General features: G+C 72.6%; 27 protein-coding genes. 7 read left to right on the forward strand and 20 right to left on the reverse strand.

What is annotated here, in order from left to right; translation table 11 throughout:
• Positions 1-89: 89 nt before the first annotated feature.
• Positions 90-917, forward strand: coding sequence for a class I SAM-dependent methyltransferase (locus DAE25_RS18505; protein ID WP_107767617.1), 828 nt, complete (start codon positions 90-92; stop codon positions 915-917).
• 31 nt (positions 918-948) lie between these two features.
• Here DAE25_RS18505 and DAE25_RS18510 read toward each other — a convergent pair whose 3' ends face one another.
• From DAE25_RS18510 to DAE25_RS18565, 12 genes are all read right to left on the reverse strand, one after another.
• Entirely contained in the window at positions 949-2,574 is a 1,626-nt protein-coding gene (locus DAE25_RS18510) for a vWA domain-containing protein (RefSeq protein WP_107767618.1), read from the reverse strand.
• 146 nt (positions 2,575-2,720) lie between these two features.
• Positions 2,721-4,127 carry an FAD-binding oxidoreductase gene (locus DAE25_RS18515; protein WP_107767619.1) on the reverse strand — a complete coding sequence of 469 codons (1,407 nt, stop codon included), beginning with the start codon at positions 4,125-4,127 and terminating at the stop codon, positions 2,721-2,723.
• A 34-nt stretch (positions 4,128-4,161) separates the two neighbouring features.
• On the reverse strand, positions 4,162-5,418 hold the full coding sequence (locus tag DAE25_RS18520) for an MFS transporter (RefSeq protein ID WP_199907675.1): 1,257 nt from the start codon (positions 5,416-5,418) through the stop codon (positions 4,162-4,164).
• 53 nt (positions 5,419-5,471) lie between these two features.
• A complete protein-coding gene (locus DAE25_RS18525) occupies positions 5,472-5,675 on the reverse strand; it encodes a hypothetical protein (protein WP_056885638.1) in 204 nt (67 codons plus the stop codon).
• A 70-nt stretch (positions 5,676-5,745) separates the two neighbouring features.
• Entirely contained in the window at positions 5,746-6,651 is a 906-nt protein-coding gene (gene mutM / locus DAE25_RS18530; protein WP_107767620.1) for a bifunctional DNA-formamidopyrimidine glycosylase/DNA-(apurinic or apyrimidinic site) lyase, read from the reverse strand.
• 9 nt (positions 6,652-6,660) lie between these two features.
• Entirely contained in the window at positions 6,661-7,473 is an 813-nt protein-coding gene (gene rnc, locus DAE25_RS18535) for a ribonuclease III (protein ID WP_107767621.1), read from the reverse strand.
• Positions 7,394-7,579, reverse strand: a complete 186-nt coding sequence (gene rpmF / locus DAE25_RS18540; protein WP_107767622.1) for a 50S ribosomal protein L32 — start codon at positions 7,577-7,579, stop codon at positions 7,394-7,396. Before rpmF ends, rnc begins: the two co-directional genes overlap by 80 nt.
• 43 nt (positions 7,580-7,622) lie before the next feature.
• Positions 7,623-8,198, reverse strand: coding sequence for a YceD family protein (locus tag DAE25_RS18545; protein WP_056885641.1), 576 nt, complete (start codon positions 8,196-8,198; stop codon positions 7,623-7,625).
• Positions 8,199-8,292: 94 nt separating this feature from the next.
• A complete protein-coding gene (gene coaD / locus DAE25_RS18550; RefSeq protein ID WP_107767696.1) occupies positions 8,293-8,781 on the reverse strand; it encodes a pantetheine-phosphate adenylyltransferase in 489 nt (162 codons plus the stop codon).
• Positions 8,782-8,788: 7 nt separating this feature from the next.
• Positions 8,789-9,388: a 16S rRNA (guanine(966)-N(2))-methyltransferase RsmD gene (gene rsmD, locus DAE25_RS18555; RefSeq protein WP_107767623.1), complete on the reverse strand. Its 600-nt coding sequence runs from the start codon at positions 9,386-9,388 to the stop codon at positions 8,789-8,791.
• Positions 9,385-11,592: an ATP-dependent DNA helicase RecG gene (locus tag DAE25_RS18560; protein ID WP_107767624.1), complete on the reverse strand. Its 2,208-nt coding sequence runs from the start codon at positions 11,590-11,592 to the stop codon at positions 9,385-9,387. The genes rsmD and DAE25_RS18560 overlap by 4 nt, the downstream gene beginning before the upstream one ends.
• Positions 11,593-11,595: 3 nt before the next feature.
• Entirely contained in the window at positions 11,596-13,230 is a 1,635-nt protein-coding gene (locus DAE25_RS18565; RefSeq protein WP_107767625.1) for a DAK2 domain-containing protein, read from the reverse strand.
• A 173-nt stretch (positions 13,231-13,403) separates the two neighbouring features.
• Here DAE25_RS18565 and rpmB point away from each other — a divergent pair, with 173 nt between their 5' ends.
• Positions 13,404-13,589 carry a 50S ribosomal protein L28 gene (gene rpmB, locus DAE25_RS18570; RefSeq protein WP_056885645.1) on the forward strand — a complete coding sequence of 62 codons (186 nt, stop codon included), beginning with the start codon at positions 13,404-13,406 and terminating at the stop codon, positions 13,587-13,589.
• Between the two features lie 79 nt (positions 13,590-13,668).
• Here the strand turns inward: rpmB and DAE25_RS18575 are convergent, their stop codons facing one another.
• Positions 13,669-14,631: a thiamine-phosphate kinase gene (locus DAE25_RS18575; protein WP_107767626.1), complete on the reverse strand. Its 963-nt coding sequence runs from the start codon at positions 14,629-14,631 to the stop codon at positions 13,669-13,671.
• A 66-nt stretch (positions 14,632-14,697) separates the two neighbouring features.
• Between DAE25_RS18575 and DAE25_RS18580 the strand changes: the two genes are divergently transcribed.
• On the forward strand, positions 14,698-14,934 hold the full coding sequence (locus DAE25_RS18580; protein WP_056885646.1) for an Lrp/AsnC ligand binding domain-containing protein: 237 nt from the start codon (positions 14,698-14,700) through the stop codon (positions 14,932-14,934).
• Between the two features lie 47 nt (positions 14,935-14,981).
• The gene (locus DAE25_RS18585; RefSeq protein WP_159083836.1) at positions 14,982-15,431 is read left to right on the forward strand and encodes a DUF3515 family protein; all 450 of its coding nucleotides are present in this window, start codon (positions 14,982-14,984) and stop codon (positions 15,429-15,431) included.
• Between the two features lie 21 nt (positions 15,432-15,452).
• Here DAE25_RS18585 and DAE25_RS18590 read toward each other — a convergent pair whose 3' ends face one another.
• A complete protein-coding gene (locus DAE25_RS18590) occupies positions 15,453-16,568 on the reverse strand; it encodes a D-alanine--D-alanine ligase family protein (RefSeq protein ID WP_107767628.1) in 1,116 nt (371 codons plus the stop codon).
• A 32-nt stretch (positions 16,569-16,600) separates the two neighbouring features.
• Here DAE25_RS18590 and DAE25_RS18595 point away from each other — a divergent pair, with 32 nt between their 5' ends.
• Positions 16,601-17,698: a trans-sulfuration enzyme family protein gene (locus tag DAE25_RS18595; RefSeq protein WP_107767629.1), complete on the forward strand. Its 1,098-nt coding sequence runs from the start codon at positions 16,601-16,603 to the stop codon at positions 17,696-17,698.
• Here DAE25_RS18595 and DAE25_RS18600 read toward each other — a convergent pair whose 3' ends face one another.
• Both DAE25_RS18600 and DAE25_RS18605 read right to left on the reverse strand, forming a co-directional pair.
• On the reverse strand, positions 17,699-18,700 hold the full coding sequence (locus DAE25_RS18600) for an NAD(P)H-dependent glycerol-3-phosphate dehydrogenase (RefSeq protein ID WP_107767630.1): 1,002 nt from the start codon (positions 18,698-18,700) through the stop codon (positions 17,699-17,701).
• Positions 18,697-19,374, reverse strand: coding sequence for a lysophospholipid acyltransferase family protein (locus DAE25_RS18605; RefSeq protein WP_234411134.1), 678 nt, complete (start codon positions 19,372-19,374; stop codon positions 18,697-18,699). Before DAE25_RS18605 ends, DAE25_RS18600 begins: the two co-directional genes overlap by 4 nt.
• A 140-nt stretch (positions 19,375-19,514) precedes the next feature.
• Here DAE25_RS18605 and cofC point away from each other — a divergent pair, with 140 nt between their 5' ends.
• Positions 19,515-20,171, forward strand: coding sequence for a 2-phospho-L-lactate guanylyltransferase (gene cofC / locus DAE25_RS18610; protein ID WP_107767632.1), 657 nt, complete (start codon positions 19,515-19,517; stop codon positions 20,169-20,171).
• A 22-nt stretch (positions 20,172-20,193) separates the two neighbouring features.
• Here the strand turns inward: cofC and DAE25_RS18615 are convergent, their stop codons facing one another.
• From DAE25_RS18615 to leuC, 3 genes are all read right to left on the reverse strand, one after another.
• Positions 20,194-20,940: an HU family DNA-binding protein gene (locus DAE25_RS18615; protein ID WP_107767633.1), complete on the reverse strand. Its 747-nt coding sequence runs from the start codon at positions 20,938-20,940 to the stop codon at positions 20,194-20,196.
• A gap of 154 nt (positions 20,941-21,094) precedes the next feature.
• Complete coding sequence (leuD, locus tag DAE25_RS18620) at positions 21,095-21,700, reverse strand: 3-isopropylmalate dehydratase small subunit (protein WP_107767634.1); 606 nt, start codon at positions 21,698-21,700, stop codon at positions 21,095-21,097.
• Between the two features lie 3 nt (positions 21,701-21,703).
• Positions 21,704-23,134, reverse strand: coding sequence for a 3-isopropylmalate dehydratase large subunit (leuC, locus tag DAE25_RS18625; protein WP_107767635.1), 1,431 nt, complete (start codon positions 23,132-23,134; stop codon positions 21,704-21,706).
• Between the two features lie 122 nt (positions 23,135-23,256).
• Here leuC and DAE25_RS18630 point away from each other — a divergent pair, with 122 nt between their 5' ends.
• On the forward strand, positions 23,257-23,979 hold the full coding sequence (locus DAE25_RS18630) for an IclR family transcriptional regulator (protein ID WP_056885655.1): 723 nt from the start codon (positions 23,257-23,259) through the stop codon (positions 23,977-23,979).
• An 86-nt stretch (positions 23,980-24,065) separates the two neighbouring features.
• Here the strand turns inward: DAE25_RS18630 and DAE25_RS18635 are convergent, their stop codons facing one another.
• Positions 24,066-24,548, reverse strand: coding sequence for a methylated-DNA--[protein]-cysteine S-methyltransferase (locus DAE25_RS18635; RefSeq protein ID WP_107767636.1), 483 nt, complete (start codon positions 24,546-24,548; stop codon positions 24,066-24,068).
• Position 24,549: the final 1 nt, after the last annotated feature.

Genomic DNA, 24,549 nt, shown 5'->3' on the forward strand with positions numbered 1-24,549 from the left:
GGGGAAGCGACGGTCCCTCACAGTACGCGTCGTACGACGCTGCGACGGGGACCTCGACCCCCGGCGCACCCACCTGTCACAGTGAGTGGATGACCGAGCCCATCGCGGGAGACCGCAAGGCCGGCATCGTCGGCGTCTTCGACCGTGCCGCCTCGACGTATGACCAGGTGGGCGTGACGTTCTTCGGGCCCGTGGCCCGCTCGCTGGTCGACCGCACGGCGCCCCGCCACGGGGAGCGCGTCCTCGACCTCGGCTGCGGGCGCGGGTCGAGCGCGCTGCTCGCCGCCCGCGCCGTGGGCCCCAGCGGGCGGGTGCTCGCCACCGACCTGGCGCCCCAGATGGTCGGCGGCCTCCGCACCCGCGCCTCCGACCTGCCGTGGCTGGAGGTCGAGCTCGGGGACGCGGAGCACCCGCCGCCCGGACCGTGGCACGTCATCCAGGCGAGCCTGGTGCTGTTCTTCCTGCCGGACCTCGATGCGGCGCTCGACCGCTACCGCGCCGCCCTCGCCCCGCGGGGCCGGCTCGGCTTCACGTGGTTCGGCGCGGCCGACGAGTCCTGGGCACCGGTGTACGACGCCATCGTGGGCGCCCTGCCCGAGGAGGACCGGCCACCCCGCGACGTCACGTCGTCCGGACCCTTCGAGTCCGTGGACGCGCTCGAGAGCCACCTGGGCGAGCACGGGTTCGGTGACGTCGTCACGACCGACGTCCGCCTCGAGGTCGACTTCGTCGACGCCGAGCAGTGGTGGGCGTGGACGTGGTCGCAGGGCCAGCGGGCGCTGCTCGAGGCCCACGAGCGCCACGGCACCCTCGACGCCCTGCACGAGGTCGTGGACCCGATGCTGCACGAGAGGGCCGCGGCCGACGGCGCGCTGAGCTGGTGGACCGACGTGCGGTGCACGGTGGCCCGCCCCTGAGGGACGGGCCACCGTGCCGGTCCGTCAGCCCTCAGAGGGCGAGCCGGACGTGGCGGCGCTTGCCGACCGTGATGTCGATCCTGTGCGCCCCGACCTTGCCCTTGCCGGCGACGCGGAAGCTGCCCTTGCGGACCTTGGCCCGGTCGACCGTCCGCTTCCCGTCGAGGAGACGGACGACGCTGCCTGCCTTGACGGTGGTCGCGCACCTGACCGACCAGCCGCCACCCCTCTTGGCCACCTTGCAGGCCGAGATCGGGGGCGTCGGCACCGCGGCCGCGCTGCCGGCGTAGCCCGACGGGGGCTCGAGGACGACCTGGAGGAGGCGGAGGCTGGCCTTCGGCTTCCACTTCAGGGCGAACTTGCCGGCGCCGTCCACCGTGCCGCTGCGGACGGTCGTCCACGGGGCACCGAGGGTCGGACGGGCCTGCAGGAGCACACGGGAGCCCGACAGTGCTGCTGCGGGGGTGAGACCCGGAGTCGGCCGGCCGACCCGCCCGGTGACCTTGGCCGGGAGCGCGTCACGGGTGGGCTTGGGGCGGGTCACCTTCACCACCGTGGCGGCCAGCGCCCCGGGGCCTGGTGTCACCGTGCCCGGCGGGGGGCCGGCAGCGGCCCCTGCCACGGTGAAGGTGCGCTGGGCCGTCTGGGTGACGCCGGAGGCGAGCACGGCCCGCACGGTGGCGGTGTAGGTGCCGGCACCCAGCGTGAAGCGAGCCCTCCAGCCACCGACGGCGTCCACGGTCGCCGCCACCGAGACGGAGCCGATGGAGACGGTCACGCCGTTGAGCGAGTCGGGCCGCGATCCGGTCAGGCCGGCGCTGAGCGACGCCGGGTTGGCCACCACCTGGCAGCTCTCCCCCGTGATCGCGGCCATCTTGTAGAGGCTCTTGGCCGGCTCGCAGGTGGCGTTGACGCCGATCCCGAAGCTCCTCAGCCGGACGTCGGACTGCCCGAGCTCGGCCAGCACACCGTTGTCGATGCCCGACGCCCCGTCGGAGAGGAGCATGATCCACTTCGGGCCGGCGGGCGCCGCGCGCAGAGTGGAGAGCGCCACGGAGATCGCACTGGTGAAGGCGTCGCCGCTGCCGCTCGGGCCGAAGGGCCTGGGGTCGTAGAGGCCGATGCCGTCGCGCGTGACGCTGCCGGCCACGGTGTCGACCCTGGGTCGGGGGTCGCCGCCGGTGAAGCCGGGCTGCAGGAAGGTCGCGGACCCGGCGGGATCCAGGTCGGCGACGGCGGCCTGGTTGGCAAAGGCCACCAGTCCCACCTGGAGCCCGGACGTCGCGGCGAGGCTGCCGTTGAGCGCCTGCACCCCGGCGATCTCGCAGTCGAGGATGTCCCCGGCGATGCCGTCGCGGTTGAAGTCGTCATCGGCTCCGGCGACCCCGTTGCCCGAGCAGTCGGCGCCGGTGGGAGACATGGTCGAGCGGGTGGCGTCGAAGACGTAGAGGACGCTCGTCACCTCGCCCCTGTCCACGCCGACCGTGCCGGTGAGGTCGACGGTCCCCGCGCGCGGGGACGGCGGCGGGTCGATGGTGACCGACGCGGTCGCGGGGCTCGCGAGGAGCAGCACCGCCAGCGAGGCGGACATCACCCCCAGGGCCGCGACCGCTGCGGTGGTGCGACGACGACGCGATGCCTTCTCGAGCTGCTCCATGGGCAAACGGTCCGCCGTCGGGGCACGATCGCGCGGCGCGTCCACGGTGAACTCATCAACATTGGGTAGTCCCCGGCATTCCCCAGCAACCCGTGGTGCGCATGGTGCGTCCGGACTAGTCCTTTACCGTCCGCCCGACGTTGGGTTCATGCCTCGAGGATCGCGCCCGGGTTGAGGATGCCGGCCGGGTCGAGCGCGTCCTTGACCCGCCGGGTCAGCGCCATGACGTCGTCGCCGAGCTGGGTGGGCAGCGCCGACTTCTTGGTGCGGCCCACGCCGTGCTCGCCGGTGATGGTGCCGCCCAGCCCGATGGCCGTGTGCATGATCTCGTCGAAGGCGGCCAGCGCCCGGAGCCGGGCGTCGTCGTCGCCCCGCGGCACCACGATGAGCGGATGGGTGTTGCCGTCCCCGGCGTGCGCGACCACCGGGACGATCAGGTCGTACCGGGCCGCGACGCTCGCGACGGCGTCGACCAGCTCGGGCAGCCGCGGCACCGGCACGCCGACGTCCTCCAGCATCAGCTCGCCGAGCGGTTCGACGGCGGGGACCACCAGCCGCCGCGCCTGGACGAAGAGCTCGCCCTCGTCGGCGTCCTCGGTGACGAAGACGTCCGTCGATCCCGCCGCCTCGCAGGCGGCCCGCATGGCCTCGACCTCCACCCCGCACGCCGTGCCGGGGGCGTCGCTCTGCGCGACGAGCAGGGCACCGGCGTCCGTGTCGAGGCCCATCGGCCGGAACGCCTCGACGGCCCGGATCGAGGGCTGGTCCATCAGCTCGAGCATCGAGGGCCGCAGGCGACGACGGATCGCCACCACCGCCTCCGCGGCGGCGGTCATGGTCGGGAAGGCCGCGACCATCGTCGCGCCCACCGTCTGCTCCGGCTCGAGCCGGAGGATCGCCCGGGTCACGACCCCCAGGGTGCCCTCGCTGCCGACGAAGAGCTGGAGCAGCGACAACCCCGCCACGTCCTTGATCCGCGGCCCTCCGAGGGTCACCAGCGTGCCGTCCGCGAGGACCACGTCGAGCCCGAGCACGTAGTCGGAGGTCACGCCGTACTTCACGCAGCACAGTCCGCCCGCGTTGGTCGCGATGTTGCCGCCGATGGAGCAGATCTCGTACGACGAGGGGTCCGGCGGGTACCACAACCCGTGGTGGGCGGCGGCCGCCTTCACGTCCTTGTTGAGCGCGCCCGGCCCGACGACCACGACCTGGCAGGCGGTGTCCACCTCGACGTCCGTCATCCGTTCGAGGCTCAGCACGATGCCTCCGTCGACGGCGCTGGCACCGCCCGACAGACCCGTGCCCGTCCCCCGCGGCACCACCGGGACCCCGTGCTCGGCAGCCCAGCGCACGGCCGTCTGCACCTGGGCGGCGTCCTCGGCACGGACGACCGCGAGCGGCGTACCCGCGTGCGGGTCCTGGGACCGGTCCCAGCGGTACTTCTCGGTGCGGGCGACGTCGGTCACGACGACGTCCTCGGGGAGCGCGGCGACCAGCGCCGGGAGCGCGTCGGCGGGACGCGCGGTGGCTGCCGTGGTGGGTGCAGTGGACACGGCCTCATGCAACCACGCCCCGCCACCGGCGGGATCAGCCCGCCGCGAGCGTCGCCTCCTCGTCGGCGTGAGCGATGTGGGCCAGCTGGCGCCACACGAGGGCCAGGGTCAGCCCCGACCCCACGAAGGCGAACCACCACGGCGCGGTGACGCCCCACCGGTGCGCGATGAGGCCGCCCAGCAGCGAGCCGACCAGCATGCCGCCCATCACGCACAGCATGTAGACGGAGCCGACGCGTCCCTGGAACTCCGTGGGCACCGCCCGCTGCCGCACCGTCTGGGACAGCGTGCCCCAGATGAAGGCGTAGGCGCCGAAGAAGAACATCAGCGGGTACGCCGCCCACGGCGACGTCGTCAGGGCCATGGCGAGGTGGAACACCACCTCGCACGCCAGCACCGTCCGCATCAGGGCGGCGAGCGGCACCCGCTTCTCGACCCGCCCGTACGCCGCCGTCCCGAGCAGCCCGCCGAGCGCCGACGCGGTGATGAGCAGGCCGAAGCCGGCCTCGTCCATGCCCACCCGCTCCAGCGACCACAGGACCAGCACCGACCACGGCGCGGCCCAGGTGACGTTGAAGGCCACGATCACCAGGGCGAGGGTCCGCACCGGCTTGTTGCCGCCCAGCCAGCGCACGCCCTCGGCGATGTCCTGGCGGACGTGGGTCTCGACGTGCTCGCGGACGGCACCGCGCGGCGTACCGATGCGGGACACGAGGACGACGCCGAGCGCGACGCACACGGCCTGGATGATGAACGGGAGCGCCATGCCGGCCGCGAAGATCACGGCACCGACGGCCGGCCCGATGAGCTGGTTGGTGGTGAGGAAGCCGAACTGGATCCGGGAGTTGGCGATCCCCAGGTCGGGTTTGTCGACGAGCATCGGCAGCAGCGTGCCGGTCGTCGAGTCGGCGAAGACCTCGGCCACCCCGACGAGGAACATCGCGCCCATGACCAGCCAGATGTTGACCTGCCCGGAGAGGATCACGGCGCAGAGCCCGACCAGCACGACGGCGCGCGCGCCGTCCATCGCCATCACCAGCACCCGCCGGTCGAGGCGGTCGGCCATCGCTCCCGCGACGAGCCCGAAGAGCAGCCAGGGCAGCTGGAAGGCGACCGCGGCAGCGGCGACGAGCACCGGGTTGCGGGTCTGCGAGGCCACCAGCAGCGGTCCGGCGGCCATCATCAGGCCGTCGCCGAGGTTGGTGGTCCACGAGGACGCCACCAGCCAGCGGAACGAGGTGCCCAGCCGCGATGGGAAGACCGTCTCGACGACGCGACTGGCTGGGCTCACAAGAGCAGGAGCCTAGCCCCGCACCCGGCGGGGGTCCTACGGGTTTTGCCGCGTCAGGCCGGGAGCATCTCCGGGTCGAGGACGTCTGCCGTCCGCGCGCCCTGGAGGCGTGCTTCGAGCTGGTCGTTCTCGGCCTGCAGCCGGAGGACCAGGGTCTCCAGCTCGGTGACACGTTGCCGGAGCCGACGGTTGTCGGTGGCGAGACGGGCAGAGGTACGCGGGTCGCCGGCCAGGTGGCCGATCAACGCCTTGGCCATGGAACAGCCCTTTCGGTGGGGGCGCCCGGAAGCGGGCCGTCTACAAGAGTCCCACCGCGGCGGCGGGTGGTCAACGGGCACCGGCGCGTCGCGTCGTGCCCGCCGGGGAGCGGCGGGGCGGGCGCTGGCAGGTCGGGCAGAAGTAGGACGAACGGTTCATGAAGGCGACCCGCCGGATCGGGGTGCCGCAGCGCTCGCATGCCTCACCCTCGCGGCCGTAGGCGTGGAGGGACCGGTCGAAGTAGCCGGACTCGCCGTTGACGTTGACGTAGAGCGCGTCGAAGGACGTGCCGCCCTGCGCCAGCGCGTCGGTCATCACGTCGCGCGCGTGCCCGACGATCTCGCGCACCTGGGCCGCGGTGAGCCGGTCGCCGGGACGCTCACCGTGCACCGACGCGCGCCACAGGGCCTCGTCGGCGTAGATGTTGCCGACCCCGGACACCAGCGACTGGTCGAGCAGCTGGCGCTTGATCGCGCTGGCTCGGCGGCGGACGCGGCGTACGAAGTCGGCCTCGTCGAAGTCCGGGTCGAGCGGGTCCCGGCCGATGTGGGTGATCTCGGTGGGCAGCTCCGCTCCCCCCTCGGAGACGAGCAGGCCGCCGAACATCCGCTGGTCGACGAAGCGCATCTCGAGCGGTCCGTCGGCGGTGGCGAGGGTGAACCGCACGCGCAGGTGGCGCTCGTCCGGCGCGCCCGGGTGGTGCAGCAGCATCTGGCCGCTCATCCCGAGGTGCCCGAGCAGTGCGTCCCCGGGGAGCTCGGGCGCGTCGGCGTCGAGGGCCAGCCAGAAGTACTTTCCCCGGCGCCGGACCGCCTCGATCCGGCGTCCGACCAGGGCGGCCACGAAGCCGTCGGAGCCCCGGGGGTCGCGCCGCAGGGGGCGGGGGTGGAGCACCTCGACCGCGACGATGCGGGCGCCGGTCACGTGGCGCTGGAGGCCCGCACGGACGACCTCGACCTCGGGCAGCTCAGGCACGGGAGGACGTCAGGGCTGTGCGACGAGCTCGGGGTGGGCGTCGGTCAGCTCGCCGTATGCCGTCTTGGCGGCGCCCTGCTCGGCTTCCTTCTTGGAGCGGCCGGTGCCGCGTCCGTAGAGCTCCGCGCCGACCCGGACCCGGGCGACGAAGGTCTTCATGTGGTCGGGCCCGTCGTCCTCGATGACGTACTCCGGGACGCCGAGGCCCAGGGTCGCCGACAGCTCCTGGAGGGAGGTCTTCCAGTCGAGGCCGGCGCCCATCAGGGCGGCCTCCTCCATGAGCGGGTCGAACAGCCGGTGCACCACGTCGGCGGAGGCCTCGATGCCACCGGACAGGTGGATGGCGCCGATGACCGCCTCGACGGTGTCGGACAGGATCGACGCCTTGTCGCGACCGCCGGTGGTCTCCTCGCCACGGCCCAGCTTGATGTGCCGGCCGAGGCCGAGGTCGCGGGCCACGCCCGCCAGGGCGCGCGCGTTGACGACCGCGGCGCGCAGCTTGGCCAGCCGTCCCTCGGAGAGGTCGGGGTGGGTGGTGTAGAGCGTCTCGGTCACGACGACCCCCAGCACCGAGTCGCCCAGGAACTCCAGGCGCTCGTTGGTGGGGATGCCGCCGTTCTCGTACGCGTAGGACCGGTGCGTCAGGGCGCGGTCGAGCAGCCCGGGATCCAGGATCGGATCACCGAGCGCTCGGCGCAGGTCCTCGGTGGTCAGTGAACCGTCAGGTCTCTGAGTGGTGGTCTCAGAGGACCTGGCGACGGTCGGCGCGAGCGCCGTACTGACCGCACGTGCCGCACGCGCGGTGCGGGAGGTGCTTGGCACCGCAGGCGGGGTTGGCGCAGGTGGCCAGGCTGGGGGCCACGGCCTTCCACTGCGACCGGCGGTGGCGCGTGTTGCTGCGCGACATCTTCCGCTTCGGGACAGCCACTGTTATCTCCTGTTTGCTACTGGCCGGACGGTCGTCCGGTTGGTCAGTCTGTGGTGGTGCTCTGGTCCTGCGTCAGGGCGGTGAGCCCGGCCCAGCGCGGGTCGATGGGTGCATCGTGCGTGTGCTCGGGGTCGTCCGCCAGTCGTGCGCCACACTCGGCGCACAGTCCCGGACAGTCGTCCTCGCACAACGGGGTGAACGGTAGTGCGAGCACCACCGCGTCCCGCAGCAGGGGCTCGAGGTCGAGCATGTCGTCCTCGAGCCTGCTGGTCTCGTCGTCGAGGTCGTGGTCGTCGTGCTCCACGGCCTTGTCGTGCTGGTCGGCGTAGACGTACAGCTCCTGGAACCTTACGTCGATCTCGTCGTCGATCGGCTCCAGGCACCGTGCGCACTCGCCCTCGAGCCCGGCGGTTGCCGTGCCCGTGACCAGCACTCCCTCCATGACCGCCTCGAGGCGCAGGTCAAGCTCGACCGGCGACCCCTCAGGGACACTGAGGACTTCGATACCAAGCTCTGCCGGGGCCGGGACCGTGATGACGACGTCCCGCTGGGACCCCGGGCGGCGGCCGAGCTCGCGTGTATCGAGCACGAGCGGCGCTCTCGGGTCCAGGCTGGTCATGAAGTCACTTCCGGTGTCCGGACACAAACAGAACCTCGGAATCGTAGCCGCCGCGTGTCGGGTGGGGCAAAACGACCCGTCCGAACCGCGAGGGTCAGCCGTCCCGCCGCTCGGCCAGCCTGGCCGTGAGCCGCGCCAGGACGAAGTCGGGGACCAGGCCGGACACGTCGCCGCCGAAGGTCGCGACCTCCTTGACCAGCGAGGACGCGAGGAATGACCACTCCGGGCTGGTGGGCACGAAGACCGTCTCGATGGGCGCCAGCGAGGAGTTCATCTGGGCCATCTGGAGCTCGTAGTCGAAGTCGCTGACCGCCCGGAGCCCCTTGACGATCGCGTGGACGTCGTTCGCCAGGCAGAAGTCGGTGAGGAGCCCGGTGAAGCCGTCGACGCGGACGTTGTCCCAGCCCGCGCACGCCTCGGTGAGCATGGCGATGCGCTCGTCGGCGGAGAAGAGCCGGTTCTTGGAGGCGTTGACGCCCACGGCGACGACGACCTCGTCGAAGAGGCTCGCGGCCCGCTCGACGATGTCGAGGTGGCCGTGGGTGACGGGGTCGAACGACCCGGGGCACACGGCGCGGTGCAGCGGCACGTCAGTCCTCCTCCGGATCGGTCTCCGCCCCGGGGTCCCGCGAGGCGCGGTGACCGTACCAAAGCATCGTCTCGCCGTACCTCTTCGACCGCTCCCCCACCAGCCCGTCGGGCCAGGCGAGCGCCGGGCCGCGCGAGCCCCGCTCGACGACCACCAGCGCCCCGGGGACCAGCCAGTGTCCGCCGACCAGGGACTGCAGCACGGCGACGACCTCGTCGTCGTGCATCGGATAGGGCGGATCCATGAAGACCACGTCGTACGGCGCCGCCGGCGGCTTGCGCAGCACGGCCCCGACCGACTGGGCCAGGACGTCCGCGCGACCGAAGCCGACGGTCACGGCGTTGCGGGCGATGAGGGCGGCCGTACGCCGGTCCTGCTCGACCAGCGTGACCACACCGGCCCCGCGGGACCAGGCCTCGAGGCCGACGGCACCCGAGCCGGCGTACAGGTCGAGGAAGCGGAGGCCGTCGAGCGACCCGCACCACGCCTCCACCGCGGAGAACAGCGCCTCCCGCACCCGGTCGCTGGTGGGCCGGGTGAGCGAGCCCCGCGGCGTCGCCAGGCGACGTCCTCCCGCGCTGCCCCCGATGATCCGTGTCACGACTTCTCCAGGAACCCGGAGACGCTGGAGCGCTCGATCTCCTGCACCGCCGCCGCGAGGTCGGGGGTGGAGGCGAGGTCCGGGTCGGCGGCCAGCAGCGACTCGGCGGCGTCGCGGGCCCGGTCGATGGTGGCGGCGTCGCGGAGCACCCGCAGGCTGACGAGGCTGGAGCGGAAACCCGACTGGTTGGCGCCCAGCACGTCACCCTCGCGCCGCTGCTCGAGGTCGATGCGGCTCAGCTCGAAGCCGTCGGTGGTCGAGGCGACGGCGTCCAGCCGGTCGCGAGCCGGCGATCCCAGCTCGGCCCCGGAGACCAGCAGGCACAGGCCGGGGAGCCCGCCTCGACCGACGCGACCGCGCAGCTGGTGGAGCTGGGAGACGCCGAACCGGTCGGCGTCCATCAGCACCATGGTGGTGGCGTTGTGCACGTCGACGCCGACCTCGATGACGGTGGTGGACACCAGGACGTCGATCTCGCCCGCCGCGAAGGCCCGCATGGTGCGGTCCTTGTCGTCGGCCGGCAACCGGCCGTGCAGCACCGCGACCCGGAGGCCGGCGAGCGGACCGGCGGTGAGCTCGGCGTGCAGGTCCTCGACGGCGGCGAGCCGGCGGCGAGCGGTGACGACCTCGCCGTCCTCGTCGACGTCGAGCTGGTCCTGCTCGCCCTCCTCCTGGGTGTCGCCGCTGATGCGGGGGCACACGACGTACGCCTGGTGGCCGGCGGCGACCTCCTCGCGCACCCGCTGCCACACCCGCGAGATCCACGCGGGCTGCTCGGCCAGGGGCACGACGTTGGTCTGGATGGGGGCGCGACCGGCGGGGAGCTCGGAGAGCACGGACGTCTCCAGGTCGCCGAAGACGGTCATCGCGACGGTCCGCGGGATCGGGGTCGCCGTCATGACCAGGACGTGGGGCGGGGTGCCCGCCTTGTCGGTCAGGGCGGCCCGCTGCTCGACGCCGAAGCGGTGCTGCTCGTCGACCACGACGAGGCCGAGGTCGGCGAGCTCGACCGACTGCTCGAGCAAGGCGTGGGTGCCGATCACGATCCCCGCCTCCCCCGATGACATCTGCTGGAGCGCCCTGTCCCGGGCAGTCTTACCCATCGAGCCGGTCAGCAACACCACCGATGTGCCATCGGCCGCTCCACCCAGCATGCCGCCCTGGGCGAGGTCGCCGAGCATGGCGCTGATGGAGCGGTGGTGCTGCTGCGCGAGCACCTCGGTCGGCGCGAGGAGGACCGCCTGGCCGCCGGAGTCGACGACGCGCAGCATCGCCCGGAGCGCGACCAGGGTCTTGCCGGAGCCCACCTCGCCCTGGAGGAGACGGTTCATCGGGTGGTCGCGGGCCAGCTCCTCCTCGACGAGGTCGCCGATCTCGCGCTGGCCGGCGGTGAGCTCGAAGGGCAGTCGCGCGTCGAACGCCTCGAGCAGGCTCCCACCGCCCGCCCGGGACCGGGCGCCCAGGGCGCGCTGCGCCGCGCGACGCCGGGCCAGGACCAGCTGGAGGACGAGGGCCTCCTCGAAGCGGAAGCGTCGCTGCGCGGCACCGACGTGGGCGTAGTCGTCGGGCCGGTGGGCCAGGCGCAGCGCCGTCATGACGTCGAGCACGTCGTGCTCGCGGCGCAGCTCGGGGGTGAGCACGTCGGTCACCCCGGTCACCAGGTCGAGTGCGGACTCCATCACCCGGATGAGGTCCCACACGTAGAGCTTGTGCGTGAGCGGGTAGACCGGCAGCAGCCGCGGCAGCGAGGCGGACTCGCCGCCCTCACCGAACATCAGGTGGTGGGGCCCGTCGAGCTGCCAGGTGCCGTTGAAGAGCTTGGCCTTGCCGGTGAAGAGGCCGCGGCTGCCGGAGCGCATCTCGGCGACGTACTTCTCGGCCTGGCCGGGGTAGGGGCTGAAGAACGACAGCGTGAAGTCGGGTCCGTTGGTGCGGATCCGGACCTCGGTGCGGTACTGCTGCTTGCCCCGGGCGTAGAACTGGGTCATCCGCGACGAGGACACCTCGCCGACGACCGACATGAGCTGGCCGACGACCGGCTCGGCGACCTCGGACAGCTCGGTGGACACGACGTAGCGACGCGGCAGGTGGAAGAGGAGCTCGCCGACCGTGCGGATGCCGAGGCCCTCCTCGACCAGCTTGCGCTTGGCGTGGCTCCGGCCGAAGACCGCCGCCACGGGCGAGTCCGGGGTGATCGCGACCATCGGCTACTCCACGCTCACCAGGACCGGGTAGCGCTCCTGGCCCCCGTCGTAGACCGTGACGTCGATGTGCGGGTGCATCCGCTCGACGTACGCCGCGGCGCGGGCCGCGACCTCGGCGCCGCCCTCGCCGGCCACGAAGGTCACCAGCTCGCCACCGCCACCGAGCAGCCGCTCGACCACGTCGGCGGCCACGGTGTCGAGGTCGTCCCCGACCACCGCGAAGTCACCGGCGATGACGCCGAGGACGTCGCCGACCTCGCAGGGCCCGGCCATGGTCATCGCCTGCCGGGCGGCGACGGTGATCGCGCCGTGGCGGGCGTGGCGGGCCGTCGCGGTCATCTCGCGGACGTCCTGGTCGAACGTGCGCCCGGGCTCGTGCACGGCCATCGCGGCGAGGCCCTGGACCTGGGCCTGGCTGGGGATCACCTCGACCCGGAGCCCGCCCTCCTGCTCGGCGGTGCGGGCGGCGATCTCGGCGACGCGCACCGAGTCGGCGTCGTTGGGCAGCAGGACGACCTCGGTGGCCCCGCAGGAGTGGATGGCCTCGAGCAGCTGCCCGGTCGAGGGCCGCCGGCCCGGCCCGCCTGCGACCACGACCGCTCCCGCCTCCTCGAAGAGGGCGGCGAGGCCCGGGCCGGCCGCGACAGCGACGACGGCGCGCTGCCGGGTGACCGGCGCCCGACGGGCGTCGGCGACCTGCTCGGCGAAGTGCGTGACCCGCACCCGGTGCGGTCGTCCGGCGTCGATGCCCGCCTCGATCGCCGCCCCCACGTCGTCGACGTGGACGTGGACGTTCCACAGGCCCGACCCGCCGACCACGACGAGGCTGTCGCCGAGGGTGTCGAGCACGGTGCGCAGGACCGCGACGGCCTCGTCGTCGGCGTCGAGGAGGTACATCACCTCGTAGGCCGGGCCGTCCTCGGTGAGGTGGTCGCCGGGGATGGGGTGCGGCACCGGGATCCGGTGGCCGGTGAGCGCCACGGGCTCGGGCCGCCGGCCGGTGGAGACCGTCTCGGCGGCGTCGAGGACCACGCACAGCCCGCGACCGCCCGCGTCGACCACGCCTGCGTCGGCGAGCTGCTGGAGCTGCTCGGGCGTGTGCAGCAGGGCCTCGCGGGCCGCGGCCGCGGCCGCGACGAAGACGTCGCGGGCCCGGGCTCCGTCCCCGTCGGCGCACCGCATCGCGGCGTCGGAGGCGGCGCGGGCGACGGTGAGGATGGTGCCCTCGACCGGACGTCCGACGGCCGCGTAGCTGGCGTCGGTCGCCTGCTGCATCGCCTCGGCCGCGATGCGCGCGTTGCGCTCGCCGCTGGGCACCCGCCCCAGGCGGGCGGCGTACGCACCGAGCATCTGGCTCAGGATCACGCCGGAGTTGCCGCGCGCCCCCAGCAGCGCGCCGCGGGACAGCACCGCCAGCGCGTCACCGAGGGGGAGGTCGGGTCGAGTCGCGACGGCCTCGCGCAGCGCGTCGCGGGCGGCGGCGACGGTGAGGAACATGTTGGTACCCGTGTCGCCGTCGGGCACCGGGTAGACGTTGAGGGCGTCGATCTCCTCGCGGGCCGCGCCGAGCGCGTCGGAGGCGATGTCGACGAAGCGCAGGATCGAGGAGGTCGAGATGCCGTGGGGTACGGTCTCCATCCCTGCGTGCCTCCCCTGTCTGGAACGGTCCGGTGCGAGTGCCACAGGGTAGTGCCCGTCACCGACTGCTTCGATTTCATGCCTTCCGTGGTCGTCGGATAGTCTGGCGCGGTTGCCCGCTGACATCTCCGCGGGCCCCATCTGGAGAATCCTCGAACTGATCGGAGTGCACGGTGGCTGCCGTCTGCGACATCTGCGCCAAGAAGCCGGGCTTCGGCAACAACCGTCCCTGGTCGCGCAAGATCACCAAGCGTCGTTTCAACCCCAACATCCAGCGCGTGCGGGCGACCGTCAACGGCACGCCCAAGCGCATGAACGTGTGCACCGGCTGCCTCAAGGCCGGCAAGGTCTCGCGCTGACCTGCTGAGTTTCCTCTTCGCCGAAGGCCCCGTCCCAGCTGGGACGGGGCCTTCGGCGTCGTTGGGGGACGACGGCGGGTCAGAAGTGGGTCCAGCCGGTGGGGCCGTCGTACGCCGCCCGGTCGACCGTGACGCCCTCCCCCTCGCTGACCTCGCCGACGACGAGCCACCCCTCGGGCACCGACGCACGGTCGGAGAACGTCGCCAGCAGGGCGTGGTCGTCGCCGCCGCCGAGGATGAAGCCCAGCGGGTCGGCACCGAGCGCCGCGCCCACGGCGGTGAGCGGCTCGGCGATCTCGAACGCACCGCTGTGCACGTCGATCGCGACCCCGCTCTCGCGGGCCAGGTGGCCGGCCTCGGCGAGCAGTCCGTCGGAGATGTCGATCATCGAGGTGGCGCCGGCCTCCGCGGCGACCTGCCCCGCGTCGTACGGCGGCTCGGGACGGCGGTAGGCCTCGACCAGCACGCGCGGCGAGCGGAAGCCACGACCGAGCACGGCCAGCCCGCCCGCGGCCCAGCCCTGGCGGCCGTGGAGCGCCAGCACGTCGCCCGGCTCGGCGCCGCTGCGCACGACGGGCGCCTGGGTGCACGCGCCGAGGACGGTGACCGCGATGACCACCTCGTCGGAGCGGGTGACGTCGCCACCCACGACGCTGGCGCCCACCAGGGCCGCCTCGGCCGCGAAGCCGCGGGCGAAGTCGAGCGCCCACTGCACCGGCAGGTCGGCGGGCATGGCCATCCCGATGGTGAGCGAGTGGGCGCGACCCCCCATCGCGTTGACGTCGGAGAGGTTCTGGGCGGCCGCACGGTGGCCCACGTCCTCGGCACTGGCCCAGTCGCGTCGGAAGTGCCGGCCCTCCACCATCAGGTCGGTGGAGACGACCACGTGGCCGTTGCGGATGCGCAGCACGGCGGCGTCGTCACCGGGCCCGATGAGCACGTGCTCGCCCTGGGAGAAGATGCCCTCGAGCTGCGCGATCAGGCCGAACTCACCGGCATCGGCGATGGTCGCGTCGGGTGGGTTCGAGGCTGGGGAAGACATGCCTCCCATCACACCAGACGACGCGGTAGGTTGACCGACGACACATCCGAGCAGCAAGGAGTCCAGATGGTCGTCCAGGCCTACATCCTGATCCAGACCGACGTCGGCAAGGCCGCCGAGGTCGCCGCGGCGATCGCCCAGGTCAAGGGCGTCACCCTTGCCGAGGACGTCACGGGCCCCTACGACGTGATCGTCCGCGCCGAGGCACGCAACGTCGACGAGCTCGGCAAGCTGGTCGTCTCCAAGGTGCAGAGCCTCGACGGCATCACGCGCACGCTCACGTGCCCCGTCGTCCACATCTGACACCGCCGCACCCGCGCCCCGCGTCCACCCGGACGCGGGGCGCCGCTGTGCTGGCACTGCTGCTGACCGCGGCCCTGAGCGGCTGCTCCGCCCTGCCGGGGGGCTCCGACGACCTGCCGGACCTCAGCGAGGAGGAGGCGGCTGCCTGCGCCCGCCTCGTCGACGCCCTGCCCGACCCGCTCGCCGGCGAGGAGCTCACCGGGAGCGACGACCGCACGGCGTCCTGGGGCGGGATCGAGCTCACCTGCGGGGTCGAGGAGCCGGAGGCGTACGACGAGTTCGCGGCCTGCATCCAGGTCCGCCGGGTCGGCTGGTTCGTCCCCGACAGCGAGCTCGAGGACCTCACCGGCGACGCAACGGCGACGGCCCTCACCACCACGCCGTACGTCGCCCTCCACGTGCCCGGTGAGCTCCGCGGGGCCGGCGTGGACCTGATGCTCACCCAGCTCGCGCGGCCGATGAAGGCCGAGCTGGAGGCCGGCGACCCCTGCCGCTGAGCCCCGTGCTGAGCCTGCTGCTCAGCGCAGGCCGGTGTCGCGCTCGAGCGCGAGGGTGAGCAGCCGGTCGACCAGGGTCGCGTAGTCCACGCCGGACTCGGCCCACATCTGGGGGAACATCGAGGTCGGCGTGAAGCCGGGCATCGTGTTGAGCTCGTTGATCACCAGCGAGTGGTCGGGCATGACGAAGAAGTCGACCCGTGCCAGGCCCTCGCACGACAACGCGTCGAAGGCACGCACCGCCAGCCGGCGCAGCTCCTGCTCCACGTCGGGCGGCAGGTCGGCGGGCAGGTCGATCTCGGTCTGCTGGTCGGCGAGGTACTTGGCCTCGAAGTCGTAGAACTCGTGGTCGCCGCCCGTGCGGACCTCCGCCGGCCGGCTGGTCTCGGGCTCGCCGTCGCGGGTGCCGAGCACGCCGCACTCCACCTCACGGCCACCGACCATCGCCTGCTCGACGAGCACCTTGGGGTCGTGCTCGAAGGCGAGCTCGAGGCAGTCGCCGATCTCGGCGGCGTCGTGGATCTTGCTGATGCCGATGCTGGACCCGCCGCGGGCGGGCTTGGCGAACGCCGGGAAGCCCAACGCCTCGATCCGCGCCAGCACGCCGGCCGGGTCGGTCTCCCACTCCCGCCGGGTGATGGTGGTGCCCGGCGTGACGGGCAACCCGGCAGCGGCCAGGACGACCTTCATGAAGGCCTTGTCCATGCCGACCGCCGAGGCCAGCACCCCGGAGCCGACGTAGCGCACTCCTGCCATCTCGAGCATCCCCTGCAGGGTGCCGTCCTCGCCCCACGGCCCGTGCAGCAGCGGGAAGACCACGTCGACCTCGCCGATGACCTCGGGCACCTGGGCGGCGCGGGTGATGACGAGGTCGGTCTCGCCCTCGGCTCCCAGCATCGCGACCATGGCACGGGTGCCGTCGACCTCGGGGAGGTCCTTCCCGTTGATCGCGAGACGGGCCGGGTCGTCGGCCTCGAGCACCCAGCGGCCGTCCGCGGCGATGCCGACCGGCACCACGTCGTACCGCTCCCGGTCGATGGCCGCCAGCACGCTGCCGGCGGTGACGCAGGAGATGCCGTGCTCACTGGACCGGCCGCCGAAGACGACGGCGACGCGGGGCTTGCGGGGCTCGTTCATTGTCCTGACCCTATCGGCCTACGCTGGCCCGCATGGCAGTCGACCCGCCCACCCCGACCAACCCCGCGCGCTCCCTGAGCCCGGCCACCATCGCCGTGACGGCGGGCCGTCCCGACCACGTCCCGGACGCACCGCTCAACACCCCGATCACCATGGCGAGCACCTACGTCGCCGGCGGCGACCTCGAGTACGGCCGCTACGGCAACCCCACGTGGACGGCGCTGGAGGACGCGATCGGGGCCCTCGAGGGCGGTCGGTGCCTGACCTTCTCCTCCGGGCTGGCGGCCGTGTCGACGGTCCTCGACCTGGTCGGCAACGGCGCCAAGGTGGTGGCCCCGCGAGGCGCCTACAACGGCACGATCATGCAGCTGGCCGACCTCGAGTCGCGCGGTCGCATCCGCGCGGAGCTGGTCGACATCACCGACACCGGGGCCGTCGTCGCCGCGTGCGACGACGCCGCCCTGGTGTGGCTGGAGTCGCCCACCAACCCCGGTCTCGAGCTGGCGGACATCCCGACCATCCGGGCCGCCGCGCACGACGCGGGCGCCTACGTCGTCGTCGACAACACCTTCGCCACTCCCCTGCTCCAGACCCCGCTCGAGGACGACGTCGACATCGTCGTGCACTCGGCGACCAAGTTCCTCGCCGGTCACAGCGACGCGCTCCTCGGCGCCATCTGCACCCGCGACGACGAGCTCTTCGCCGTGCTCAAGGGCCGGCGGGACCTGCTCGGCGCAGTGCCCGGCACCCTCGAGGCATGGCTGGTGCTGCGCGGCCTGCGCACCCTGCACCTCCGTGTCGAGCGCGCCCAGGCCAACGCGCAGGAGCTCGTACGCCGTCTCGGCGAGCACCCGGCCGTCGGCGACGTCCGCTACCCCGGCTTCGGCGCGATCGTGTCGATCGTGCTGGCCCAGGGTGCGATGGCCGCCGACCTGCTCACCCGCAAGACGTCGCTGTGGGTGCACGCCACCTCGCTCGGTGGCGTCGAGTCGACCTTCGAGCGCCGACGCCGCTGGAAGACCGAGTCCTCGACCGTGCCCGAGGGGCTGGTGCGGCTCTCCGTCGGCGTCGAGGACGTCGAGGACCTCTGGCACGACCTGCGCGTCGCCCTCGACGGCTGCGTCGGCTGATCAGTCCGTCTCGGCCTTGGTGTCGCGCGCGATGAAGGCGTTCATCATCTCCAGCGCCGTGATCCGGCCGTCGACGACCGCGTCGACGTGCTCGGCGATCGGGGCGTCGACGCCGGTCTCGCGGGCCAGGGCCAGCAGCGACTTGCAGGACTTGGCGCCCTCGGCGACCTGACGGGTGGAGGCGTAGATCTCCTCGGTCGTCATGCCCTTGCCGAGGTTCTCGCCGAAGGTGCGGTTGCGCGAGAGCGGGGACGAGCACGTGGCCACGAGGTCGCCGAGCCCGGCGAGGCCCATCAGCGTCAGCGGGTTGGCGCCCTGGGCCATCGCGAGGCGGGCCGTCTCGGCGAGGCCGCGGGTGATGACGGACGCGGTCGTGTTGTCGCCGAAGCCCAGCCCGACCGCCATGCCGACGGCGAGGCCGACGACGTTCTTGTAGGCGCCACCGATCTCGCAGCCCAGCACGTCCGTGGACGTGTACGGGCGGAACGCGGCGGTGTGGAACAGGCCCTGCAGGCGGCGGGCGACGTCCTCGTCGGCGCACGCCACCACCGACGCGGCCGGCTCGCGGCGGGCGATCTCCTTGGCCAGGTTGGGCCCGCTGACGACGGCGATCCGCTCGGGCCCGGCGCCGGTCACCTCGGCGATCACCTCGCTCATCCGCTTGAGGGAGCCGAGCTCCACGCCCTTCATCAGCGAGACCATCACGGCCTTCTCCGGGATGAGCGGCGCCCACTCGGTGAGGTTGGCCCGCAGCGTCTGCGAGGGCACGGTGAGCACCACGACGTCGGCGTCGGCGGCCGCCTCGGCGGCGTCGGTCGTGGCGCGCACGCTCGCGGGCAGCTCGATGCCGGGGAGGTACTCGGTGTTCTCGCGCTTGGTGTTGATGGCGTCGGCGACCTCGTCGCGACGGGCCCACAGCACGACGTCGTTGCCGGCGTCACCGAGCACGACGGAGAACGCGGTCCCCCACGAGCCCGCACTGAAGACAGCGACCTTGGTCATCGACGATCCTTCTTGTTGGGGTTGCCGATCGGCTTCACGCCGTGGATGCGAGGGTCGAAGCGCTCGGCCGGGGGCTGCTCCCCGCGGAGCTCGGCGACGATGTCGGTGATGGCCGTCATGATCCGCTCGGTGGTCTCGGTGACGACCTCGGGCGTCTGCTTCTTGGCGCGCAGGTCGTCGATCGGCACGGGGTCCCCCGCCTTCATCACCACGTGCTTGCGCGGGAAGAGGTGCGGCCTCTTCGCGTACGGCGCCAGCACGTCCTGGGCGCCCCAGTGACCGAGCGGGATCACCGGCACCCCGGTGGCCAGCGCGATCCGGGCAGCCCCCGACTTGCCGGTCATCGGCCACAGGTCGGGGTCGCGCGTCAGCGTGCCCTCGGGGTAGACGACGACGCACTCGCCCTCGTGGACGGCGCGCACCGCGGCGTCGTACGCACCGATGGCGTTGCGACTCAGCCGCTCCACGGGGATCTGGCCGGCGGACCCCAGCACGGTGCCGACGAAGCGGGTGCGGAAGAGGCTCGACTTCGCGAGGTAGCGCGGGATCCGTCCGTGGTCGTAGACGAAGTGCGCGGTGAGCAGCGGGTCGAGGTGCGAGATGTGGTTGGCCACCACGATGCACCCACCATCGGCCGGGATCCTGGTGCCGTCGATCCACGTGTGGGACGTCATGACGTCGAGCGTCGGCCTGACCACCGTCGCGACGAAGTTGACCGCCCACCCGCGACGGGCCTGCACTTTCCTGACCGCCACTTCTCCGCCTCTCTGATCGTCGACCCGCAGGCTACTCGCCCCGTGACAGGATCACTGCGATGTCTGCCGCGTCCTTCGTCGTGATCCTCCCGGTCAAGCCGCCCGCGCTCGGCAAGTCGCGCCTGCGCGGCCTGCCCGACACCCAGCGACGCGACCTCGCCGCCGCCTTCGCCCGCGACACCGCTGCCGCCGCGCGTCGTACGCCGGGGGTCGTCGCGGTCCTCGCGGTCACCGACGACTTCAGCTTTGCCGGCGAGCTCGCCGAGGACGGCTGCGAGGTGATCCCCGACGGGGTCAGCCAGGACCTCAACGCGACCCTGCGCCAGGCGGCCGCCGAGGCGGAGCGGCGCTGGCCGGGCGCCGTCCCCGTGACCCTGTGCGCCGACCTGCCCGCCCTCGTGCCCGACGACCTCGCTGCCGCCCTGCGCGAGGTGGACGGGCCGACGTTCGTCCGTGACGCCGCCGGCACCGGGACGACCGTGTACGCCGCACCCCCCGACCGGTTCGCACCACGCTTCGGTCCCGGGTCGGCCGCCCTCCACCTCGAGGCGGGCGCGCACGAGGTGGCCGCACCGGTCACCACCCTGCGCCTCGACGTCGACGACCTCGGCGACCTCGGTGGCGCCCTGGTGCTGGGCGTGGGCCCGCACACCGAGCAGGTGATGTCGGGCGGGGACGGAGCCGGGCACGCGAACGGCGGGCCACCCCAGGGGTGACCCGCCGTCGTACGAGCAGCGCCTAGGCCTTCTTGGCGGGCGCCTTCTTCGCGGTGGTCTTCTTGGCCGTCGTCGACGTCGTCGACTTGGTGGCCGGTGCCTTCTTCGCCGTCGCCTTGGTCGCGGTCGACTTCGAGGCCGTCGACTTCGCAGCGGTCGACTTGGCGGCCGTCGACTTCGTGGCCGTCTTCTTGGCGGGCGCCTTCTTCGCCGGAGCCTTCTTGGCCGCGGTCGTCTTGGCGGCCGTGGTCTTGGCAGCCGTCGACTTCGTGGCCGTCTTCTTGGCGGGCGCCTTCTTCGCCGGCGCCTTCTTGGCCGCGGTCGTCTTGGCGGCCGGCGACTTCGCCGCGGTCTTCGCGCCCGGGGTCGCACGCTTGGCTGCGGAGGCCGCGGTGCCGACGGCGGCCGAGGCCGTGCCCACGGCGACCGACGCGACCGCGCGGACGGTCGGCGGCTTGGGCATGTTGGCCGCAGTCAGCTTGGGCAGCTTCTTGGCGCCGGACACGATGTTCTTGAGGTCCTGGCCGGGTGAGAACTTCGGCACCGACTTCTTCTTCGACTTCATCCGCTCCCCGGTCTGGGGGTTGCGGACCCAGCGGGCGTTGCGGACGGTCTTCTCGAACGAGCCGAAGCCGGTGATGGCGACCTTCTCGCCCTTGGCGACCTCACGCGTGATGGTGTCGAGCACGGAGTCGAGCGCGTGCGCCGCCTGCTTGCGGTTCCCCTCGTAACGCGCGGCGAGCGCGTCGATGAGCTGAGACTTGTTCACTGTCTTCCCTTCCAATGAACTCAAGGCGCCGAGCCTGTGCTCGACCCGTTCCTTGGCACGCTAGGGATCCGTGGCGTGCGTCACAATCACCGCGGGCCGGTTTCCCCCTGTTTTTTGGGGGTTTCCGGCCCGTGGCGTCGAAAGGACGAGGTCGTCAGGAGTGCTGGGTGGCCGGCTTCCAGCTGGGCCGGGTCGCCTCGTACGCCGTGATGTCGGCCTCGTTGCCGAGCGTGATGCCGATGTCGTCGAGGCCCTCGAGCAGTCGCCAGCGGGTGTAGTCGTCGATGTCGAAGGAGTCCTCGATCGCCTCGGGACCCTCACCGGCGCGCACCGTGCGGGACTCGAGGTCCACGGTCACCGTGGCGCCGGGGTGCTGCTCGAGGTGGTCCCACAGGCGCTGCACGACCTTCTCGTCGACCTGCGCCGCCACCAGGCCGGACTTGCCGGAGTTGCCGCGGAAGATGTCGGCGAAGCGGGCCGAGATGACGGCCTTGAAGCCGTAGTTCTGCAGCGCCCACACGGCGTGCTCGCGGGACGAGCCGGTGCCGAAGTCGGGACCGGCGACCAGCACCGTGCCCGCGGCGTACTCCGGCTTGTTGAGGACGAAGGCCTCGTCACCCCGCCAGGCTGCGAAGAGCCCGTCCTCGAAGCCGGTGCGCGTGACCCGCTTGAGGTAGACGGCCGGGATGATCTGGTCGGTGTCGACGTTGCTGCGCCGCAGCGGGACGCCGACGCCGGTGTGGGTGGTGAAGGGCTCCATGGCTCAGGCCTCCTGGCTGGCGACGTGGCCGGCGGGGACGAGGTCCGCCGGGGACGAGAGGGTGCCGCGCACGGCGGTGGCCGCGGCGACCGGGATCGACACCAGGTGGGTGCGACCCCCCTTGCCCTGGCGGCCCTCGAAGTTGCGGTTGGACGTGGACGCGCTGCGCTCCTGGGGGGCGAGCTGGTCGGGGTTCATGCCGAGGCACATCGAGCAGCCCGCGCCACGCCACTCGGCGCCGGCGTCGAGGAAGACCTGGTCGAGCCCCTCCTCCTGCGCCTGCAGGCGGACCCGGACCGAGCCCGGGACGACCAGCAGGCGGGTGCCCTCGGCGACGGTGTGGCCCTTGATGATCTCGGCGGCGAGCCGGAGGTCCTCGATGCGACCGTTGGTGCAGGAGCCGACGAAGACGGTGTCGACCCTGATCTCGCGCATCGGCGTGCCGGCCTCGAGGCCCATGTACTCGAGGGCCTTCTCGGTGGCGATCTTGTCGTTGGGCTCGTCGAAGTCGTCCGGGCTGGGGACGCTCGCACCCAGCGGCACGCCCTGGCCGGGGTTGGTGCCCCACGTGACGAACGGCGTCATCTCGCTCGCGTCGAGGACGATCTCCTTGTCGAACTCCGCGTCGTCGTCGGTGCGCAGGCTGCGCCAGTGCTCGACGGCCGCGTCCCAGTCGGCGCCGGTGGGCGCCTCGGGCTTGCCCTCGATGTAGTCGAAGGTCGTCTGGTCGGGGGCGATCATGCCCGCCTTGGCGCCCCATTCGATCGACATGTTGCAGACCGTCATCCGGCCCTCCATGGAGAGCTCCTCGATGGCCGGCCCGCGGTACTCCACGATGTAGCCCTGCCCGCCGCCGGTGCCGGTGTGCGCGATCAGCGTCAGCACCATGTCCTTGGCGGTGACGCCCTCGGGCAGCGAGCCGTTGATCGTCACGGCCATCGTCTTCGGCTTCGCCTGCATGAGCGTCTGGGTGGCGAGCACGTGCTCGACCTCGGAGGTGCCGATGCCGAAGGCGATCGCGCCGAAGGCGCCGTGCGTCGAGGTGTGCGAGTCGCCGCACACGATCGTCATCCCGGGCTGGGTCAGGCCGAGCTGCGGGCCGACCACGTGGACGATGCCCTGCTCCACGTCGCCGAGCGGGTGCAGGCGTACGCCGAACTCCGCGGCGTTCTTGCGCAGCGTGTCGACCTGGGTCTTGCTCACCGGGTCGGCGATCGGCTTGTCCCAGTCGATCGTCGGGACGTTGTGGTCCTCGGTCGCCAGGGTCAGGTCGGGACGCCGGACCCGGCGGCCGGCGAGCCGCAGCCCGTCGAAGGCCTGGGGCGACGTCACCTCGTGGATCAGGTGCAGGTCGATGAAGAGGAGGTCGGGCTCTCCCGCGGCACTGCGGACGACGTGCTCGTCCCACACCTTCTCGGCCAGGGTCTTGCCCATGACGATCTCTCCTTCGTGGTGAACGCGTCCCGCGGATGGTGCGCCGACGCGTGGATGGTCCTCGCTGGTGGTCTCCGACACTACCGCTTGCATCCCATGATCTGAGACGGCAGTATTGCCATATGGACAACTCTAGCGGAGTCGGCGTGCTCGACAAGGCGGCCCTCGTGCTCTCGGCCCTCGAGTCGGGACCCGCCACCCTCGCCGGCCTCGTCGCCGGCACCGGCCTCGCCCGACCCACCGCCCACCGCCTCGCGGTCGCCCTCGAGCACCACCGCCTCGTGGCCCGCGACATGCAGGGCCGCTTCGTCCTCGGGCCCCGCCTCGCCGAGCTGTCCGCGGCCGCCGGGGAGGACCGGCTGCTCGCCGCCGCCGGGCCCGTGCTCGCCCGCCTGCGCGACATCACCGGCGAGTCCGCCCAGCTCTGGCGTCGCCAGGGCGAGCACCGTGTGTGCGTCGCCGCAGCCGAGCGGCCCTCCGGCCTGCGCGACACGATCCCCGTGGGGTCACAGCTCACCATGCGTGCGGGCTCCGCGGCGCAGGTGCTGCTCGCGTGGGAGGACCCCGAGCGCATGCACCGCGGCCTCCAGAACGCCGCCTTCTCCGCCACCGCCCTGTCGGGGATCCGTCGCCGTGGCTGGGCCCAGTCGATCGGTGAGCGCGAGCAGGGCGTGGCCTCGGTCTCCGCCCCGGTCCGCTCCCCCGGCGGCAAGATCATCGCCGCCGTGTCGGTCTCCGGGCCGCTCGAGCGGCTGTCGCGCCAGCCCGGTCGCATGCACGCCCCCGCCGTCCTCGCCGCGGCCGAGCGGCTCTCGGAGTCGCTGCGCCGGGCGGCGGCCGAGTAGGTCAGGTCACGCCCGCGCGATCGGGGAACATCCTCCCGCCCTGAGCAGGACGATCTTCCCCGGTCGCAGACCCGCCGCTGCGTGTCTCAGAAGAGCGCGTCCTGCTCGAGCGAGAGCAGCGTCTGCTTGCGCTCCAGCCCTCCGGCGTACCCGGTGAGCGTGCCGTTGGCGCCGATGACCCGGTGGCACGGGATCACGATGGGGATCGGGTTGCGCCCGTTGGCCAGCCCGACCGCACGCGAGGCGGCGTTGGTCATCCCCAGCCGACCCGCGATCTCACCGTACGACGCGGTGTCGCCGTAGCCGATGGTGAGCAGTTGGTCCCAGACCCGGCGCTGGAAGTCGCTGCCCAGCGGGTCGAGCGGGAGGTCGAACTCCTTGAGGTCGCGCGCGAAGTACGCCGTCAGCTGGCGCACCGCCTCGGCCAGCAGCGGGTGGTCGTCACCGCGGGCCCCGAGGGGGCGGCCGTCGGGGGGCTGGCGGAACGGGGTGAACTCGATCGCGCTGATCGCGCCGTCGCGCTCGATGATGCGCAGGTCGCCGATCGGCGAGGACATCACGGTCCACATG

Source organism: Nocardioides terrigena (assembly GCF_003047265.1).
Taxonomy (GTDB): domain Bacteria; phylum Actinomycetota; class Actinomycetes; order Propionibacteriales; family Nocardioidaceae; genus Nocardioides; species Nocardioides terrigena.